This is a genomic window from Mesorhizobium sp. M1399, from assembly GCF_040317735.1.
In the GTDB taxonomy this organism is placed as follows: domain Bacteria; phylum Pseudomonadota; class Alphaproteobacteria; order Rhizobiales; family Rhizobiaceae; genus Mesorhizobium.
Map to the genome: position 1 here is coordinate 15,734 of NZ_JAMYKZ010000003.1, position 17,782 is coordinate 33,515.

Annotated in this window: 14 protein-coding genes; 13 read left to right on the top strand and 1 reads right to left on the bottom strand. The window is 63.4% G+C overall.

Annotated features, from left to right (window positions below):
• Positions 1-59: 59 nt before the first annotated feature.
• From NKH05_RS04940 to NKH05_RS04990, 11 genes are all read left to right on the top strand, one after another.
• On the top strand, positions 60-3,728 hold the full coding sequence (locus tag NKH05_RS04940; RefSeq protein WP_353025084.1) for an SPOR domain-containing protein: 3,669 nt from the start codon (positions 60-62) through the stop codon (positions 3,726-3,728).
• Positions 3,729-3,847: 119 nt separating this feature from the next.
• Complete coding sequence (gene nagZ, locus NKH05_RS04945; RefSeq protein WP_352482125.1) at positions 3,848-4,867, top strand: beta-N-acetylhexosaminidase; 1,020 nt, start codon at positions 3,848-3,850, stop codon at positions 4,865-4,867.
• 58 nt (positions 4,868-4,925) lie between these two features.
• Positions 4,926-5,726 (top strand): segregation and condensation protein A, encoded by an 801-nt coding sequence (locus NKH05_RS04950; RefSeq protein WP_352640662.1) that lies wholly within the window; start codon positions 4,926-4,928, stop codon positions 5,724-5,726.
• Positions 5,723-6,502, top strand: a complete 780-nt coding sequence (scpB, locus tag NKH05_RS04955; protein ID WP_023720059.1) for an SMC-Scp complex subunit ScpB — start codon at positions 5,723-5,725, stop codon at positions 6,500-6,502. The genes NKH05_RS04950 and scpB overlap by 4 nt, the downstream gene beginning before the upstream one ends.
• 178 nt (positions 6,503-6,680) lie before the next feature.
• Complete coding sequence (locus NKH05_RS04960; protein WP_023678929.1) at positions 6,681-6,902, top strand: twin-arginine translocase TatA/TatE family subunit; 222 nt, start codon at positions 6,681-6,683, stop codon at positions 6,900-6,902.
• A 62-nt stretch (positions 6,903-6,964) separates the two neighbouring features.
• The gene (tatB, locus tag NKH05_RS04965) at positions 6,965-7,669 is read left to right on the top strand and encodes a Sec-independent protein translocase protein TatB (protein ID WP_023720060.1); all 705 of its coding nucleotides are present in this window, start codon (positions 6,965-6,967) and stop codon (positions 7,667-7,669) included.
• Complete coding sequence (gene tatC / locus NKH05_RS04970; RefSeq protein WP_023720061.1) at positions 7,666-8,529, top strand: twin-arginine translocase subunit TatC; 864 nt, start codon at positions 7,666-7,668, stop codon at positions 8,527-8,529. Before tatB ends, tatC begins: the two co-directional genes overlap by 4 nt.
• A gap of 464 nt (positions 8,530-8,993) precedes the next feature.
• Positions 8,994-10,298 (top strand): serine--tRNA ligase, encoded by a 1,305-nt coding sequence (serS, locus tag NKH05_RS04975; RefSeq protein WP_023720062.1) that lies wholly within the window; start codon positions 8,994-8,996, stop codon positions 10,296-10,298.
• A complete protein-coding gene (gene surE, locus NKH05_RS04980; RefSeq protein WP_352855419.1) occupies positions 10,298-11,056 on the top strand; it encodes a 5'/3'-nucleotidase SurE in 759 nt (252 codons plus the stop codon). The genes serS and surE overlap by 1 nt, the downstream gene beginning before the upstream one ends.
• Entirely contained in the window at positions 11,053-11,718 is a 666-nt protein-coding gene (locus tag NKH05_RS04985) for a protein-L-isoaspartate(D-aspartate) O-methyltransferase (RefSeq protein ID WP_031194310.1), read from the top strand. The genes surE and NKH05_RS04985 overlap by 4 nt, the downstream gene beginning before the upstream one ends.
• A 264-nt stretch (positions 11,719-11,982) precedes the next feature.
• Entirely contained in the window at positions 11,983-13,515 is a 1,533-nt protein-coding gene (locus NKH05_RS04990) for a peptidoglycan DD-metalloendopeptidase family protein (protein ID WP_352586934.1), read from the top strand.
• A 153-nt stretch (positions 13,516-13,668) separates the two neighbouring features.
• Here the strand turns inward: NKH05_RS04990 and NKH05_RS04995 are convergent, their stop codons facing one another.
• Entirely contained in the window at positions 13,669-14,544 is an 876-nt protein-coding gene (locus NKH05_RS04995) for an ATP-binding protein (RefSeq protein ID WP_352586937.1), read from the bottom strand.
• A gap of 287 nt (positions 14,545-14,831) precedes the next feature.
• Here NKH05_RS04995 and yajC point away from each other — a divergent pair, with 287 nt between their 5' ends.
• Together yajC and secDF are read left to right on the top strand one after the other, a co-directional pair.
• Positions 14,832-15,173, top strand: a complete 342-nt coding sequence (gene yajC / locus NKH05_RS05000; RefSeq protein ID WP_023678921.1) for a preprotein translocase subunit YajC — start codon at positions 14,832-14,834, stop codon at positions 15,171-15,173.
• Positions 15,174-15,224: 51 nt separating this feature from the next.
• Positions 15,225-17,777, top strand: coding sequence for a protein translocase subunit SecDF (secDF, locus tag NKH05_RS05005; protein WP_352586940.1), 2,553 nt, complete (start codon positions 15,225-15,227; stop codon positions 17,775-17,777).
• Positions 17,778-17,782 lie beyond the last annotated feature (5 nt).

The following is a 17,782-nucleotide window of genomic DNA, read 5'->3' on the forward strand; positions in this document are numbered from 1 at the left end:
AAGGGCCAACCCTACGCGACGTCCATGGCGTCCGAATGAGTGCGAGTTCGGGAACAATAATGGCAGACAGAACCCAGCTGAGAGCAGCCGACCACAACGACATCGCCAACGATGATCCGTTCGCGGAACTGACCAGGATCATGGGGTTCGACCCGCGCCAACCGGTCAAACCGCAAACGCCGGCCCAGCCGAAAGCCGCTGCCGCCGGGCCGCCGGAGGGCGAGGCCGATTTCGACATCGATCTCGAGAAGGAGTTGATGGGCGAGTTCGGCGCCGACGCCAATGACAATGCTTCCCCTGTCGAGCTTCGCGAGCCGGCATCCGAACCGGCTACCACGGATGGGATGGAGGACGCGCTTGCCGCCTCGTTCGAACAGGATTTCGCGTTCGACGACAGTGCGGTGGATGATGCTGCTCCTGTTGCGGCCGCTCCTGTTGCCGCCGACGAAATTGCCTCCGGCCCCGAAAGGTCGTTCGCTCCCGCTGTCGAGCCGGAGTTCGACGACGAGTTCGATAACGCCGTCGCCGGCTCGCTCGAAGACGTGTCGCCGTTCGAGGACGACTTGTCGAGTGACGACGAACTTGCCGGCCCTGTCGACCAGGATTTTCGGCTCGACGACGATGTGACGGGCAAGATCGGGGCGACGGGCGAGGACGGACCTAGGGCCGCAGCCGATGCATACGCGCCGGTCGACGAGCCCGCCTTCGACGACGAGCCTGCCTTCGACAATGAGTTCGACAACGCCGTGGCCAACTCGCTCGAAGACGAGCTGATGCTCGAAGAGCATGAGCCGATGGAGCAGGCCGTCGCCGTTGAACCCGCGGCGCAAGCCGCCGAGCCTGCGTTCGATGACGAGTTCGACGATGCCGTTGCAAGCTCGCTCGAAGACGAGCTGATGGTCGACGAGCATGAGCCGGCGGAAACCGTCGCCGCCCCGGCATCGCCGGTTGAGGCGGTTTCGGACGATGAGAATTTTGCCGGCCATTTCGATGATGCCATGGCCGACGTCGACATGGACTTAGACGTTCGCCCGAACGAGCCTGCCGAAATCGAAGAACCAGAGGCCGTCGAGCTTTCCGGCACGGCTGCTGAAGCGGCGTTCGACGACCATTTCGATCTGAGCCTCGACGATGCGCTTGCGGAGGACGTCGAAGAGCCCGTGGCGCAGGTTGCGGCCGAACCAGTGGCGCCGGCCGCTGTCGTCCCGACAGCCCCAGTGGCTGAGGAACGCAGCCTGGAAGACGAGTTGAACGCGCTGCTGGGTGCAATGAGCACACGGCCGGCACAAGCGGCCAACGAACCTCAGACAAGCCAGCAGCCTGCCCAGAAGCCTGTGATGGCTGCTGCTCAGCAGCCCGTGGCGCCCGCAATTCAGGAGCCAGCAGTGGCTGCTGAACAGCCCATGGTGGCGGCTGAAGACGTCACCAACGAACCGGTGCATCCTGTCGACGAGCTGGATTGGGAACTCGACGAGCACGAGCCCGCTGAGCCGCAGCAGTCCAGTGCCGCCGATGATGCCGATCTTGGCAGTGTCCTCTTCGATGAGCTTGAAGGCGAGGATTTCGGTGTTGAAGCCGCTGCCGGACCTGCGGATGATTTGGACAATGATGCGCTCGATGCCGATTTCGCCAGGAATATCGGCCTGGATCATGACTCGGCCGACAAGAGTGCCGCAGCTGCTTCCGAAGAAGATCCGCTCGATGCGCTGAACTGGCTGACGACACGCGCCACGCCGCCCGAGCCGGCCCGCTCGTGGAGCCGCGTGACGCCGGTCGCACAGCCTCAGCCCGCTTTTGCAGGCCAGCCGGTGGCTTCGGCGCGTCCGGCACCACCGCCGCAGCCGGCTGCGGCGCCGTCCTATCGGGCCGCACCGGTCGAAGAGGCGCCGTCCTATGAAGGCCAGGCATCCCGTGAAGAGAGGCCGTCCTATGAAGATCGGCCCGCCTACACGGAAGCTGCACCAACCTCGCATCAACAGCCTTCCGCGTATGACGAGATGCCCGATGTCGAGACGGTCGACGTGCCCGAGCGCGTCGTGGCGCTGGCGGACGATCTCGACATTCCGGCGCTCAACTTCGACGATGACGAGCCGGTGGCGCCCGCCTACGACGATCTTGATGCCGATTTTGCCAGCCTTCTCACCGAAATGAATGCCACGGATATAGCGCCTGCCCCGGTGCGCAGTGCTGGCTATGACGATGAATACGATGCGGGCTTTGCGTCTGGTTATAAGCAAGATCGTGGCGAGACGCGCGCCTATGGCGCCAAGCCTGCGGAAGCCCCCGTCAGCGCGGCGGCCGCTTCCTATGCCGATGCAGCGGACGGTTTCGATCTGGGCCCATTGCCCGGTGGCCAGCCGGTTTCGCAAGCCGACGATTTCACCTTCGATGAGCTCGACTACGATCCCGAACTGGACGACGAGATGTCGGTCCCGGGCCTCGCCGAACGCGAGGCCGAAAGGCGGCCGCGCAGGCGCGGGCTGCTGATAGGAGCGATAGTCGGCGCGGTGGCGATCGCCGGAGGCCTTGGCGCCTTTGCGTTGACCCTCGGCGGCAAGAGCGACGGCGATGCGCCGGTTATCGTCAAGGCCGACAACAGGCCGATCAAGATCAAGCCGGAAAATCCAGGCGGCGCCGTCGTGCCGAACCAGGACAACAAGGTCTATGACGCTGTGGTCAAGGGCGCCAAGCCCGCCGAGCCCGTTCAGCAGAAGCTGGTCACCAACACCGAAGAGCCTGTGGACCTGAAAGCCAACGAACCGGAGAGCCGCGTCGTCGATCTTTCGCCCAATGACCCCGACGCCGCGGACGATCTCGACGCGCCCGGCACAGTGGCGTCCGACACCAACGCCTCTGGTATCAACGCGCCTGATACCAACGCGCCTGACACCGATGCGCTTGGCGCCAATGCCGCTGGCGGTACCGAAACTGCCGCCGCACCGGCGCCCAAGTCCGAGGATCGCATCGCGCAGGTTCTGCAGGAGGCCGAGAAGGGTGCCAACCCCGAGATCGTCGCCGTTGCGCCGCGCAAGGTACGGACCATGGTCGTGAAACCTGACGGCTCGCTGGTGGCGCGCGAGGATCCGGCGCCTGCCGCCCCGCAGATGGCTGCTGCCGAGCCGGCAGATCCGGCGCCGCAGCACGTGGCTCCGTCGGCCCAGGCCGACGCCGCCGCGCAGACTGGCACCGTGCCCCTGATCGAGCAGATGACAAGTGATCCGAAGATTGGCGATCAGAAGATTGGTGACCAGCCGAGTGGCGATCAGGCGAGTGGCGATCAGGCCGAAACCACCAAGCTGCAGCCGGCGCCCAAGCCCGACACCAAGGCCGAAGCCAAGGCCCAGCCCTCAGCCAGCAAGCAGTCCGCCAACACCCCGGCCACGGTCCCAGTGGCGCCGCAGCGTCCGTCCGACCAGCCGGTCGACGTAGTCGGCGAAGTCAAGCCCGATCAGGTTGCTTCCATCGATCCGGCCGCGGCCGGCGCTGGTTCGTGGTCGATACAGATCGCTTCGCAGCCGACAGTCGAAAGCGCCCAGTCGACTTATCAGGATCTGCAGCGCCGCTACGGCAGCGTGCTTTCCGGCCGCACCGCCAACATCGTCAAGGCCGAAATTGCCGGCAAGGGCACCTTCTACCGCGTCCGCGTTCCAGCGCAGTCGCGCAACGAGGCGATCAAACTGTGCACCAGCTACAAGGCTGCCGGCGGCAATTGCTTCGTGTCCCACTAGCGGCACCAAAAACCTCTCGAAAAGCCGGCGCTCGCGCCGGCTTTTTTGCGTGAACGGAAATCCCTGGAGGCAATTGCGGGCGATTCCCTTTGTCGGCGCGAAGCTCTAAACTGTTCCGCATGACCGAATCAAAATCCATGATCCTCGGCTGCGCCGGGAAATCACTGACCCGCGACGAGATCCGTTTCTACCGCAACGAATGCCCGTGGGGTTTCATCCTGTTTGCGCGCAATATCGGCGAGACCGAGCAGATCCGCGATCTGGTCGCCGCTATGCGCGACTGCGTCGGGCGTGCGGACGCGCCGGTGTTCATCGACCAGGAGGGCGGCCGTGTGCAGCGCCTGCGGCCGCCGCTGGCGCCGAACTATCCGGCTGCCGGCGCACTCGGCGCCTTATGGCGCGACGACCATGACGCCGGCACCCGTGCCGCCTGGCTGATGGCGCGGCTGCATGCCTTCGATCTGCTGCGCTACGGCATCACGGCGGATTGCCTGCCGGTGCTCGACGTGCCGATCGAGGGCGCCAGCGACGTCATCGGCGCACGCGCCTATGGCAAGGAGCCGCGCGCCGTCATCGAATTGGGTCGCGCCGCGGCGGAAGGCCTGATGGCGGGCGGCGTGCTGCCGGTGATGAAGCATATTCCCGGCCATGGAAGGGCCTTCGCCGACACGCATTTCGAACTGCCGACCGTCGACGCCTCGATCGGCGACCTGCAGCGGCATGATTTTGCCCCGTTCAGGGAGCTCAACCATTTGCCGATGGCGATGACGGCGCATGTCGTCTATAGCGCGATCGACCCGAAGAACCCGGCCACGACATCCGGCAAGGTCATCGAAAAGATCATCCGCGGCGAAATCGGCTTCGACGGCCTGTTGATGAGCGACGACACCTCGATGAAGGCACTTTCTGGGGATTTCCCGTCAAAGGCGGCCGCTATCCTTGCGGCGGGCTGCGATCTGGTCCTTCACTGCAACGGCGTGTTTGAGGAGATGGCCGGCATTGCATCGCGAACGACCGGACTTGAAGGCAAGTCGTTTGAGCGCGCGGAGCGGGCGCTGACCTATATCAGGAACTGTGACGTAGCGGACGAGACCGAGATTCGGGCCGAATTTGCCAGTTATTTCGACGCGGTGGCCTAGCATCAAAGGAAGCGAAGTGGCGGAAACATTGGACCTGAAGGCCGGCAAGGCCGCACCGATGGACCGTCTGTGGGCCGAGAACGATGATTCCCGGCTGACCGGCGATCCCGCTTTGGTCGTCGACGTGGCCGGTTTCGAGGGTCCGCTCGATCTTCTGCTGCATCTTGCCCGCAACCAGAAGGTCGACCTGTCGCGCATCTCGATCCTGGCGCTGGCCGAGCAATATCTGGCCTTCGTCGAGAAGGTGAGGGCGCTGCGGCTGGAGCTTGCCGCCGACTATCTGGTGATGGCGGCATGGCTGGCCTTCCTCAAGTCGAAGCTCCTGATCCCCAAGCAGCCCGGCGACGAAGGCGAAAGCGGCGAGGAACTGGCGGCAGTGCTGCAGTTCCGGCTGAAGCGGCTGGAGGCGATGCGCGACGCGGCGGCACGGCTGGTCAACCGCAACCGGCTCGGACGCGACGTGTTTGCGCGCGGCATGCCGGAAATGGTCATCGTCGAGAAGCGAAATGCCTATTCGGCCTCGCTCTACGATTTGTTGACCGCCTATGCCCAGCAGCGCCAAAAGCAGGCGGTCACCAATGTGACGATCGCCAGGCGCGGCGTGTGGTCGCTCAAGGATGCGCGTGACGTGCTGATCAGGCTGATCGGGTCGCTGCGCGACTGGACGGCGCTCGACAGTTTCCTGGTCGAATATCTGGCCGGCCCGGAAGAGCGGCGCACCGCTGTCGCCAGCTCGTTTGCCGCAACGCTGGAACTGGTGCGCGAAGGCAAGATGGAGATGCGGCAGGACCAGGTGTTCGCGCCGCTTTATCTGCGCGGCCGCGCTCAAGCCATCAAGATAGTCGAGGTGACACCATGAGCGAACGCGCCAACGCTTCGGTCATTCCGTTCAAGGTCGAGGACGACGCCGAGCAAGGCGCGGTTGCCGAGAACCCGGCACAAAACCAGGGGCAGAATTTGTCGCAGAATCCCGGCGAGCGGCTGCATATGGCGGAGGCCGTACGGATGGCCGAGGCGATCGTATTCGCCAGCGCCGAGCCGGTCAGCGAAAAACAGCTCACTTCGCGGCTGCCCGACGGCATCAACATTGCCGCGGCGATGGCCGAACTGCAGCAGATCTATGCGCGGCGCGGCGTCAATCTGGTGCGCGTCGGCGATGCCTGGGCCTTCCGCACCGCCGGCGACCTCGCCTTCCTGATGAGCCGCGACACGGTGCAGCAGCGCAAGCTGTCCCGCGCTGCCCTCGAAGTGCTGGCGATCATCGCCTACCACCAGCCGGTGACGCGCGCCGAGATCGAGGACATCCGCGGCGTCGAGACGTCAAAGGGGACGCTCGACACGCTGATGGAGACGGAATGGGTGAGAATGCGCGGCCGGCGCCGCACGCCCGGCCGTCCCGTCACCTACGGCACGACGGACATTTTTCTCGACCATTTCGCACTGGAGGAGATCCGCGATCTCCCCGGCATGGAGGAATTGAAGGGTGCAGGATTGCTGTCCGGCCGCATGCCGTCGAATTTCTCGGTGCCGCTGCCGCCGGCCGACCCCGATGCGCTCACCGACGACGAGGATCCGCTGACCGACATCGACCTCGAGGAACTCGGCCTTTTGACGCCGCGCGTCACGGACGATTGAGCCGAGCGCCATCTTTAAGCCACAGCCAGGATGGAACTGCGCCGATTGGTAGCGGGCCGCCGTGCCGAAAGTGCGTGACTTCGGCCACTCATTCATGAACTCTGTCGCAGTTCTGTTTGAATCCGAACCCGAAAGCGCATAGATCAGCGTCTGGGAAACCGTTCGAGAGAGATTTGCTATGGGTTCATTTTCGATTTGGCACTGGATGATCGTTCTGGTGATCGTGCTGCTGGTCTTCGGCCGCGGCAAGATCCCCGAGCTGATGGGCGACATGGCCAAGGGCATCAAGAGCTTCAAGAAGGGCATGGCCGACGACGAGACTGCCGAGGACAAGCGCACCGTCGAACACCGTTCCGACGAGACCGTGTCGGTACCGAAGGAAAAGGCCAGCAAAAGCTGAGCCCAAAACTTTGGTTGGCCAAAACTTGAGTCGGCCTGAAACTTGAGTCGGAACGTATAGCCATGTTCGAAGTCGGCTGGACCGAGATGCTGGTGATCGCGATCGTCATGATCGTGGTCGTCGGGCCCAAGGATTTGCCCAACATGCTGCGCACCTTCGGCCGCACAACGGCGAAGCTGCGCGCCATGGCGTCGGATTTCCAGCGGCAGTTCAACGACGCACTGAAGGAAGCCGAACTCGACGACGTCAAGAAGTCGGTCGATTCGCTAAGAAGCCTCAATCCGGCAGCCGAGATTAGGAAGCAGCTCAATCCATTCGAGCAGGCCGCCGCCGACGTCCGTTCCGGCGTCGATGCCGTGATGAAACCCAAGCCGGCGGTCGAGGCCGCCTCGACAGAGCAGGCAGCCGAGCCGCTGAAGAACGGCGCGACGACGATGCCGGGCGTCAGCCCGCCGGAGCCGACGCCGGCCACGCCGATCTTTCCGGCGATGACGGACGAGTCCGTCGTGGCGCCGGCAGTAGAGGCGCAAACGACTGCAGCGGCCGTGCCGCAAAAAGCGCCGGCGGCAAAGAAGAAGCCGGCGCCCGCGAAAGCCGCGGCTGCCGTGCCGGCCAAGCCGGCAAAGGCCGCTGCGCCAAAGGTCGCCACAAAAGCTGAGCCGAAAGCGCAGTCATCAGCAGCGAAGAAGCCGGCGGCAGCAGCGAAGAAGCCTGCGGCAGCAACGAAGAAGCCGGCCGCCACGAAAACGGCGGGAGCCGCCAAGTGAGCACTTCGGACACGGAAAAGGACGAGATCGAAAAATCGTCGGCTCCGCTGATGGAGCACCTGATCGAGTTGCGCCGGCGGCTGATGTGGTCGATCGGCGGTTTTTTCGTTGCTTTTCTTGTGTGCTTCTTCTTCGCCAAGAAGCTGTTCAACCTGTTGGTGATCCCGTTCAGATGGGCGACCCAATGGGCCGGGCTCGATCCGCACAAGGTCGAGCTGATCTATACGGCGCCGCAGGAGTTCTTCTTTACCCAGGTCAAGCTCGCCATGTTCGGCGGTATGGTCATCGCTTTTCCGTTGATCGCCACGCAGATCTACAAATTCATCGCGCCCGGCCTCTACAAGAACGAGCGCAATGCCTTCCTGCCGTTCCTGATCGCCTCGCCGATCCTGTTTCTGATGGGCGCGTCGCTGGTCTATTTCTTCTTTACGCCGATGGTGATGTGGTTCTTCCTCGCCATGCAGCAGACCGGCACCAACGACCAGGTGCAGATTTCGCTGCTGCCGAAAGTGTCCGAATATCTCAGCCTGATCATGACGCTGATCTTCTCCTTCGGCCTGGTGTTCCAGTTGCCGGTGGTGACAAGCCTGATGACGCGGGTCGGCATGCTGTCGTCGCAAGGGTTGGCCGAGAAGCGCAAATGGGCGATCGTCATCGCCTTCGTCGTGGCGGCGGTGCTGACGCCGCCCGACCCGATGAGCCAGATCGGCCTCGCAATTCCGACGATCCTGCTCTACGAGGTCTCGATCTGGTCGGCTCGCTTGATCGAGCGCAGCAAGGAGCGCGACCGTGTCGCCCGCGAAAAGCAGGACGCCACGGAAGAGGTGGCCGAAAAGCCGGCGGACGCGTCGTCGACGTAGGTGGGGTTACCGGCTGGCATCTTTCTTCCGGCCGCAGCAACTTTGTTCTTGCTTTGTGCCGGCAGCTATGCTACTAATCTGGGTATAGTGCTGATTCGGCGCCGACGACCCGCCCTCTGAGGCGGGTTTTTGTTTCAGGTTCCTTTCGACCAAATGTTGCGAGTGCTGCCTACCTGAGGTCGGCGGGACAGCGCCCCCCCTCTGTCCTGCCGGACATCTCCCCCACTTGGGGGGAGATCGGCAGCTTGGGCGACGGCTTGCTTTTTCAGCGCCGGAGATTGGCGAAAGCCGCTATGACGGCCAATCTCCCCACTCGTGGGGGAGATGTCCGGCAGGACAGAGGGGGGCGTGAAGAAACGCCAGGCTTCATATCTTGCATCGATCAGGGATGCGGTTTACGCCCTCTGGTCTTTGTTTTGGGCATTTCGTTGTCCCGAAACCGCTGCGCCGAGGACGAACAGACCATGCTTGACATCAAATGGATTCGCGACAACCCGAAGACCCTTGTCGAGGCGCTTCAGAAGCGCTCGTGGTCGGCCGGGGAGGCGCAGTCCACGGTCGACGATCTGATCGCCGCGGATGAGGCGCGGCGCGAGCATCTGACCGAGCTGCAGACCAGGCAGGAACGCCGCAACGCCGCATCGAAGGAGATCGGCAATGCCATGCGCTCGGGCGATGCCGCCCTTGCCGAACGGCTGAAGGCTGAGGTCGGCGAGATCAAGGCCTTCATCCAGAACGGCGAGGCGCGCGAACGCGAGCTCGACAAGGCGCTGAACGACGCATTGGCGGTGCTGCCCAACGTGCCGTTCGACGATGTGCCGGTCGGCAAGGACGAGCGCGACAATGTCGTCAAGCGCGTCGTCGGTGAGGTGCCGACGCGGCCGAACTGGGTGAAGGAGCATTTCGAGATCGGCGAAGCGCTCGGCATGATGGATTTCGAGCGTGCGGCCAAGCTTTCCGGCTCGCGCTTCACGGTGCTGAAAGGCGGACTGGCGCGGATGGAGCGCGCACTCGGCCAGTTCATGCTCGACCTGCATACGACCGAGCACGGCTATGTGGAGATCCAGCCGCCGCTGATGGTGCGCGACGAGGCGCTTTTCGGGACTGGGCAGCTGCCGAAATTCGAGGAGGATTTATTCTTCGTTCGGCCTGGGGACGGCAGGCTTGGCCTAATCCCAACCGCCGAAGTGCCGCTCACCAATCTCGTTCGCGATGAGATCACGCCGCACGAAAAACTTCCGCTGCGCTATACCGCGCTGACGCCTTGCTTCCGCTCGGAGGCGGGCTCGGCCGGGCGCGACACGCGCGGCATGCTGCGGCAGCACCAGTTCTACAAGGTCGAGCTGGTGTCGATAACCGATCAGGACTCGTCAGTCGCCGAGCACGAGCGCATGACGCAATGCGCCGAGGAGGTGCTGAAGCGGCTCGGCCTGCCGTTCCGCACCATGACGCTGTGCACCGGCGACATGGGCTTTGGCGCGCGCAAGACCTACGATATCGAGGTCTGGCTGCCCGGCCAGAATGCCTATCGCGAGATCTCGTCGTGCTCGGTATGCGGCGATTTCCAGGCGCGGCGCATGGACGCCCGCTACAAGGACAAGGACGGCAAGGGCAATCGCTTCGTCCACACGCTGAACGGTTCGGGCACCGCCGTCGGCCGCGCTCTCATTGCCCTCATCGAAAATTACCAGAATGAAGACGGCAGCGTAACCATTCCTGAAGCGCTTCGGCCTTACATGGGCGGTCTGGAAAAGATCGAATCGAAATAATGCGCGTCCTTCTGACCAACGACGACGGCATCCATGCCGAGGGCCTTGCATCGCTCGAACGCATCGCCCGCACGCTCTCGGACGACGTCTGGGTGGTGGCGCCGGAACAGGACCAGTCCGGCTATGCGCATTCGCTGTCGATCTCGGAGCCGCTTCGCCTCAGGAAAATCGGCGAAAAGCACTTTGCGGTGCGCGGCACGCCGACCGACTGCGTCATCATGGGCGTGAAAAAGATCCTGCCCGAAGCGCCTGACCTGATCCTGTCCGGCGTCAATTCCGGCGCCAACATCGCCGACGACGTCACCTATTCGGGCACGGTCGCCGGTGCCATGGAAGGCGCGCTGCTCGGCGTGCGATCGATCGCCATCAGCCAGGCCTATTTCTATGTCGGCGAGGATCGCGTCGTTCCCTATGAGACAACCGAGGCGCTGGCGCCGGCGCTGCTCCAAAAGCTCGTCGCCATGCCGTTGCCGGACGGCGTGCTGCTCAACGTCAATTTTCCGAATTGTGCGCCGGAAGAGATCGCCGGAACTGTGGTCACTTCGCAGGGCAAGCTGGTCCACAGCCTGTGGGTCGACGAGCGGCGCGACGGGCGCGGCCTGCCTTACTACTGGCTGCGCTTCGGCCGCGAGCCGGTCGAGGGCAAGCAAGGCAGCGACCTCCATGCCTTGCGCAATCGGCTGGTGTCGGTGACGCCGCTGCAGCTCGATCTCACCGCGCATGAAATCCGCGATCAACTGGCCAAGGCGCTCGCATGAACTTGAATCACGCTGCAACGTTCGACGAACGCGAAGGTTTCGCTGCCTTCCTGCTTCGCCTGCGCGGCAGGGGCACGGTGCCGAAGGCGCTGATCGCCGCCTTCGAGGCGACGCCGCGGCGCGGCTTCCTGTCTCCGCATTTCCACTCGATTGCCTGGTCCGACCGTATGCTGCCAATCGAATGCGGCGAGGCCATCGAAGGCGCCGACCTGCAGGCGGCGGTGATCGCGGCACTTGCCATCGAACCGGGCAACCGCGTGCTCGAGATCGGCACCGGGTCCGGCTACACGGCGGCGGTGATGTCGCGGCTTGCCGCGCGGATCGTCACCATCGACCGTTACAAGACGCTGGCCGAACAGGCCCGGCAGCGTCTCGAGGCACTCGCCATCGGCAACGTCATCGTGCGCCAGGCGGACGGTTCCAACGGGCTGGCCAACGAAGCGCCGTTCGACCGCATCGTCGCCTGGGCGGCCTTCGACAGCCTGCCGCGTTTCCTGCTCGACCAATTGTCGAGCGGTGGCATCGTCATTGCGCCCATCGGACCCGACGAGGGCGAGCAGGTGCTGGCCAAGCTGACCAAGGTCGGCAGCCGCTTCGAACGCGAGGATATCGGCCTGGTGCGTCTGCAGCCGATCCTGCGCAGTGTCGCGGCGGTCATCTAGGGTGTGTCGATATTCAGGTGAGGCCGGCCTGCAAATTGCGGCTTCCTCCGCTTCCGGTGCTCACGTACCCAAATGTACGCTCCGCTCCGGTTCTCGGAATCCACCATTTTCGGCTCGGCCTGACCTGAATCTCAACACACCCAGCGCTCGATCCTCGAAACATTTTTAAGAAAATTTGCGTCTGATTCTACAGGTTTAACCGACCGGTAACATTAACGCGCTTTAATCAGGCTCAGTTGTACCGGGTCTGTGCGGGTTAGTGCGATGCAATTCAGTGTTTTGAAGGCAAACGGACGCAATCTGGCGCGTGGCTGCGCCGTCCTCATGATCGCAGGCGCTGCGACGGGGTGTAGTTCCCAGGTGGCGCGGTTCAACAGCGTCGACGACGTGTTCACCGCCTCGACCAACAACCAGCGCGCCATCATCGACAAGCAGGATGCTGCCCAGCCCTATCCGGGCGATGTTGCGGCCGCCCCGATCGACGGCAGCCACACCCAGTCGGTCAGCCGCTCAAGCCTCGAACCGGTTACGGCACAGCAACTGCCGCCGCCGGCTCCCGCCCTGGCCCCTGCCGCCCGCCCGGTGCGTACCGCTGCCGCGCCGGCCCTGGCGCCTGCCGCTCCTCGTGTCGACAGGACGGCAACCGGCACCGTTGCTCCGGCGGCAAGGCCGTTCAAGAACGCCGAGCCCGACGCGCCGCGCATGGCGACGGCCGCCGGCGCACCGCATGCAACCGAGATCGTCGTCAAGGATGGCGAGACCATTTCCGGCCTGTCGCGGCGCTACGGCGTGCCGGCCGATGCCATCATGAAAGTCAACGGGCTGAGCGCGACCAAAGGGCTGAAGACCGGCCAGAAGCTCGTCATCCCGGCCTATGCTTACTCGAGCAACGGCGCCGCGCCGAAAGTCGCCGACGCCAAGCCCACGAACGGCACCAGGCACGACCAGCCGGCCGACGCGCCGGAGAAGGTGGCCGTGCTGCCGCAGCAGCCGAAGCTCAGGGAAGGCAAGTCTGCCGCGCAGGTGGATGCCTCGGCCGCCGCAAGCCAGCCGAAGGATGGAAAGACTGCGCTCAAAACAGCCTCGGCGATGGCCAAGCCGGCCGGTGCCGGCGGCACTTACACGGTACAGCAAGGTGATACGCTGTCCGCCATCGCCAGAAAGACCGGCGTCGGCGTCGTTGCGCTGAAACAGGCGAACGGCATGCAGGACGGGCTGCTCAAGATCGGCCAGACCCTGAAAGTGCCGGCCGGCGGAACCGCTGTTGTCGCCGGCGCGAAGCCGGCAAAGGTCGATCCGGTGACGACGGCCACCACTCAGCCACCGGCCAAGACAACGCCGACGCAGACGCTCGCCTCCTACACGCCGCCAAAGAAGGATGCGAAAGTCATCCAGCAGGCCGAGGACGACGATGCGGTGGCGCCGGATGCAACCGGCATCGGCAAGATGCGCTGGCCGGTGCGCGGCCGCGTGATTTCAAGCTTCGGCGGCGGCAAGGACGGCGTCGACATCGCCGTGCCTGAGGGGACGCCGGTCAAGGCAGCCGAAAATGGCGTCGTCATCTATGCCGGCGATGGCCTCAAGGAATTCGGCAATACAGTGCTGGTGCGTCACGAAAACGGTCTGGTCACCGTCTACGGCCATGCCAGCTCGATCGAGGTGCAGCGCGGCCAAAAGGTCAAGCGCGGCCAGGAAATCGCCCTGTCCGGCATGAGCGGCACCACCGACTCGCCGAAACTGCATTTCGAAGTGCGCAAGAACTCGGCGCCGGTCGATCCGTCAGGCTATCTCGAATAGGGAAAAAGCGACTTGCGGGCCGCCTGACCTTCAGCCCGCCGAAGAAGTCCGCTCCGCAAGGTGCGGGCTTCTTCTGTTGCTTTTCTGGACCATGATCGAGTCCGAAACCGGGCTCCTTTTTTGCTACGCTGACCTTCGGTTCGGGATCATGGTCTAGTCCTTGAGCGATTTTCCGAGCCGGCCTGCCAGATCCTGGGTGAACTGCCAGGCGACGCGGCCCGAACGGCTGCCGCGCGTCGTCGCCCATTCCAGCGCCTCGGCGCGCAGCGTCTCGGGATCGATGGCGAGATCATGATGGCGGACATAGCCATCGATCATGTCGAGATATTCGTCCTGCGAACATTTGTGGAAGCCAAGCCACAGGCCGAAGCGGTCCGACAGCGAAACCTTCTCCTCGACCGCTTCCGACGGGTTGATCGCGGTCGAGCGCTCATTGTCGATCATGTCGCGCGGCAACAGATGCCGCCGGTTCGAGGTGGCATAGAAAATGACATTGGCCGGGCGGCCTTCGACGCCGCCTTCAAGTGCTGCCTTCAGCGATTTGTAGGATGTGTCGTCATGGTCGAATGACAGGTCGTCGCAAAACAAGATGAAGCGAAACGGCGCTGCCTTCAGCAGGCCCATCAGCTTCGGCAGCGTGTCGATGTCTTCGCGGTGGATCTCGATAAGCTTGAGCGGCACGTCGGGCTTCGCCGAAGCGTTGACCGAGGCGTGTACCGCCTTGACCAGCGACGATTTGCCCATGCCGCGCGCGCCCCATAACAGCACGTTGTTGGCAGCGTAGCCGGAGGCGAAGCGCTCGGTGTTGTCGACCAATATGTCGCGGACGCGGTCGACGCCGCGGATCAGGCCGATATCGACGCGGTTGACCTTGCGCACCGGTTCCAGATAGCCGGGATCGGCCTGCCAGACGAAGCAATCGGCCTCGCCGAGGTCGGTTTGCGGCACCGGCGGCGGGGCTAGGCGGGCGACCGCCTCGATCAGGCGGTCGAGCTTCTGGTGCAGGATATCGATAGGGCTGTCGGTCATCTCTTGTCTTTTTGTTTCGCGTTTTGTTTCGCGTTCAGGACGGCGCGGGAGGGTAACCTACCTGATTTCAGGGGTTTCGAAACTCGTCCCAAGCATTTGTTCGGGCATGATCTTTTGCGAAAACAGAGCATCGCTTTTCGTGATCACCCTCTAACACGGCTCACCAGGCCGGAAAAGCAGCCGATTTGCCCGGCCGCGCAGTTGCATTGGCAACGTTACCGACTATATTCCGGCCAAATTTGGCGGGGCCGCTTTGCGGCTGTTTTTCAAAGTTCAGGAGTACCTCGATGTTCGTGACACCGGCATACGCCCAAGGCATCGGCGGGGACTCGTCCGCAATGTTTATCCAGATCGTGCCGTTTGCTCTGATTTTCGTGATCATGTATTTTCTGATCATCCGGCCGCAGCGCACGCAGCTGAAGAAGCGCGGCGAGATGCTGGCGGCGGTTCGCCGCGGCGACACCGTCGTCACCGGCGGCGGCTTGGTCGGCAAGGTTACCAAGGTGATCGACGACAACGAGCTCGAGATCGACCTTGGCGGCGGCACCAAGGTGACGGCGCTGCGCTCGACGCTTGCCGACGTGCGCGTCAAGGGCGAGCCGGTGGCGAACCAGAACGCCAAGAAATAACCGAATTGTCGGCGGAACGATCCGCCAGTACGCCCTGACGGACGACGCCATATGCTTTATTTTTCGCGCTTCAAGATGATCCTGATCTGGCTGGCCGTGGCCGCCACAGTGGTCCTCGCTGCGCCCAACCTTTTTTCCGCCAGCACGCTGGCCAAGCTGCCCGACTGGGTGCCGAAGCGGCAGATGACGCTTGGCCTCGACCTGCAGGGCGGCTCGCATATCCTGCTCAGGATGGATCCGAACGATCTGATCAAAGATCGGCTGGAGACGACGCGCGACGAAATCAGGACGCTGCTGCGCGATGCCAAGATCGGCTATACCGGCCTTGCCGGAACGGGCCGCACGGTGCAGGTCCGCATCACCGATCCCGCACAGATCGAGGCTGCCAAGAAGGCGTTGAAGACGTTGACCGATCCGGTGGCGGCCGGCTTGTTCAGCGGCGGCTCGATCCAGGAGATGACGCTGGATGATTCCGAGCCCGGCCTGCTCAAGTTCACCGTCACCGATGCGGGCATCAAATATCGTACTTCGGCAGCGCTGACGCAGTCGATCGAGGTCGTCGGCCGCCGCGTCAATGAACTCGGCACGACCGAGCCGATCGTGCAGCGGCAAGGTGACGACCGCATCCTGGTGCAGGTGCCGGGTCTCCAAGACCCGCAACGGCTGAAGGAAATTCTTGGCCAGACCGCCAAGCTGACCTTCCAGATGGTCGACCAATCGATGCCGGTGCAGGACGCGCTGAACGGCCGTCCGCCGCCGGGATCCTCGGTGCTGTATTCGCAGGACGACCCGCCGGTTCCGTATCTGATCGAGAACCGCGTCATCGTTTCGGGTGAAAACCTCGTCGATGCCCAGGCGACGTTCAACTCCCAGAACAACGAGCCGGTTGTTTCGTTTCGCTTCGATTCGAAAGGGGCGCAGCGGTTCGGCCAAGCGACATCACAGAACGTCGGCAAGCTGTTTGCCATCATCCTCGACAATCAGGTGATTTCGGCACCGCAGATCCGCGAACCGATCCCTGGCGGCACCGGCCAGATATCGGGGAATTTCACCGCTGAGAGCGCCAACGACCTCGCCGTGCTGCTGCGCGCCGGCGCCTTGCCGGCGACGCTGACGGTGATCGAGGAGCGCACGGTGGGCCCTGGCCTCGGACAGGATTCCATTCATGCCGGCAAAGTCGCCGGCATCATCGGTTCGATCCTGGTTGTGGCGTTCATGTTCGTCGCCTACGGCTTCTTCGGCTTCCTCGCCAACATCGCACTGGCGGTGCATGTGGCGATGATCGTCGGGCTGCTGTCGCTGCTTGGAGCGACGCTGACCTTGCCCGGTATCGCCGGTATCGTGCTGACCATCGGCATGGCGGTCGATTCCAACGTGCTGATCTATGAACGCATCCGCGAGGAGCGACGTGCCGGCCGCTCGGTCATCCAGGCGATCGATACCGGTTTCAGCAAGGCGCTGGCCACAATCGTCGATTCCAACGTCACCTCGCTGATCGCGACCGTGGTGCTGTTCTATCTCGGCACCGGGCCGGTGAAGGGCTTTGCCGTCACCTATGCCATCGGCATCCTGACCACGGTCTTCACCGCCTTCACCTTCACCCGCCTGCTGGTGTCGATCTGGCTTCGCCGGGCCCGTCCGAAGGAGTTGCCGCGGGCGCCTGTGACTTTCGTTCCGCCCGGAACGAAAATTCCGTTTATGGGCATCCGCCGCTGGACGTTCACGCTGTCCAGCGTGCTTTCAGTCCTGTCGGTCGTCGGGTTCATGACCATCGACATCAATTACGGCATCGATTTCAAGGGCGGCTCGCTGATCGAGGTGCAGTCCAAGACCGGCAATGCCGATCTGGCCGACATCCGCGGCAGGCTGACGGAACTCAATATCGGTGAGGTGCAGGTTCAGCAGTTCGGCGAGCCGAACGACGTGCTGATCCGCGTCGGTACGCAGGAGGGCGGCGAGAATGCCGAGCAGACCGTCATCGACAAGGTGCGCGGCGAACTGCAAGACCAGTACGATTTCCGCCGCGTCGAAGTGGTGGGGCCGACGGTCTCGGGCGAGCTTGCCAAGCAAGGCACCATCGCCATGCTTGTCGCGCTGCTCGGCATCCTGATCTATGTCTGGTTCCGCTTCGAATGGCAGTTCGCGGTCGGCGCCATCGTTGCGACCGTGCATGACGTGGTCATGACGATCGGCTTCTTCGTCATTACCGGCCTGGAATTCAACCAGTCGTCGCTGGCGGCGATCCTCACCATCATCGGTTATTCGCTCAACGATACGATCGTCGTCTATGACCGTGTTCGCGAGGATCTGCGAAAATACAAGCGAATGCCGCTGCCGCAATTGCTGAACAACGCCATCAACGAGACGCTGTCGAGGACGACGCTGACCTCGGTGACGACGATCCTGGCGCTGCTGGCGCTGGTGCTGTTCGGCGGCGAGGTGATCCGCTCGTTCACCATGGCCATGCTGTTCGGCGTCGTGTTCGGCACCTATTCGTCGATCTTTATCGCCGCGCCACTGCTTATCTTGTTCAAGCTGCGGCCGCAGGCCACAGCATCCGATGAGGAAAAGCCGGTGGGCGGCGGCAAAGCCATAGCCACCTGACGGCT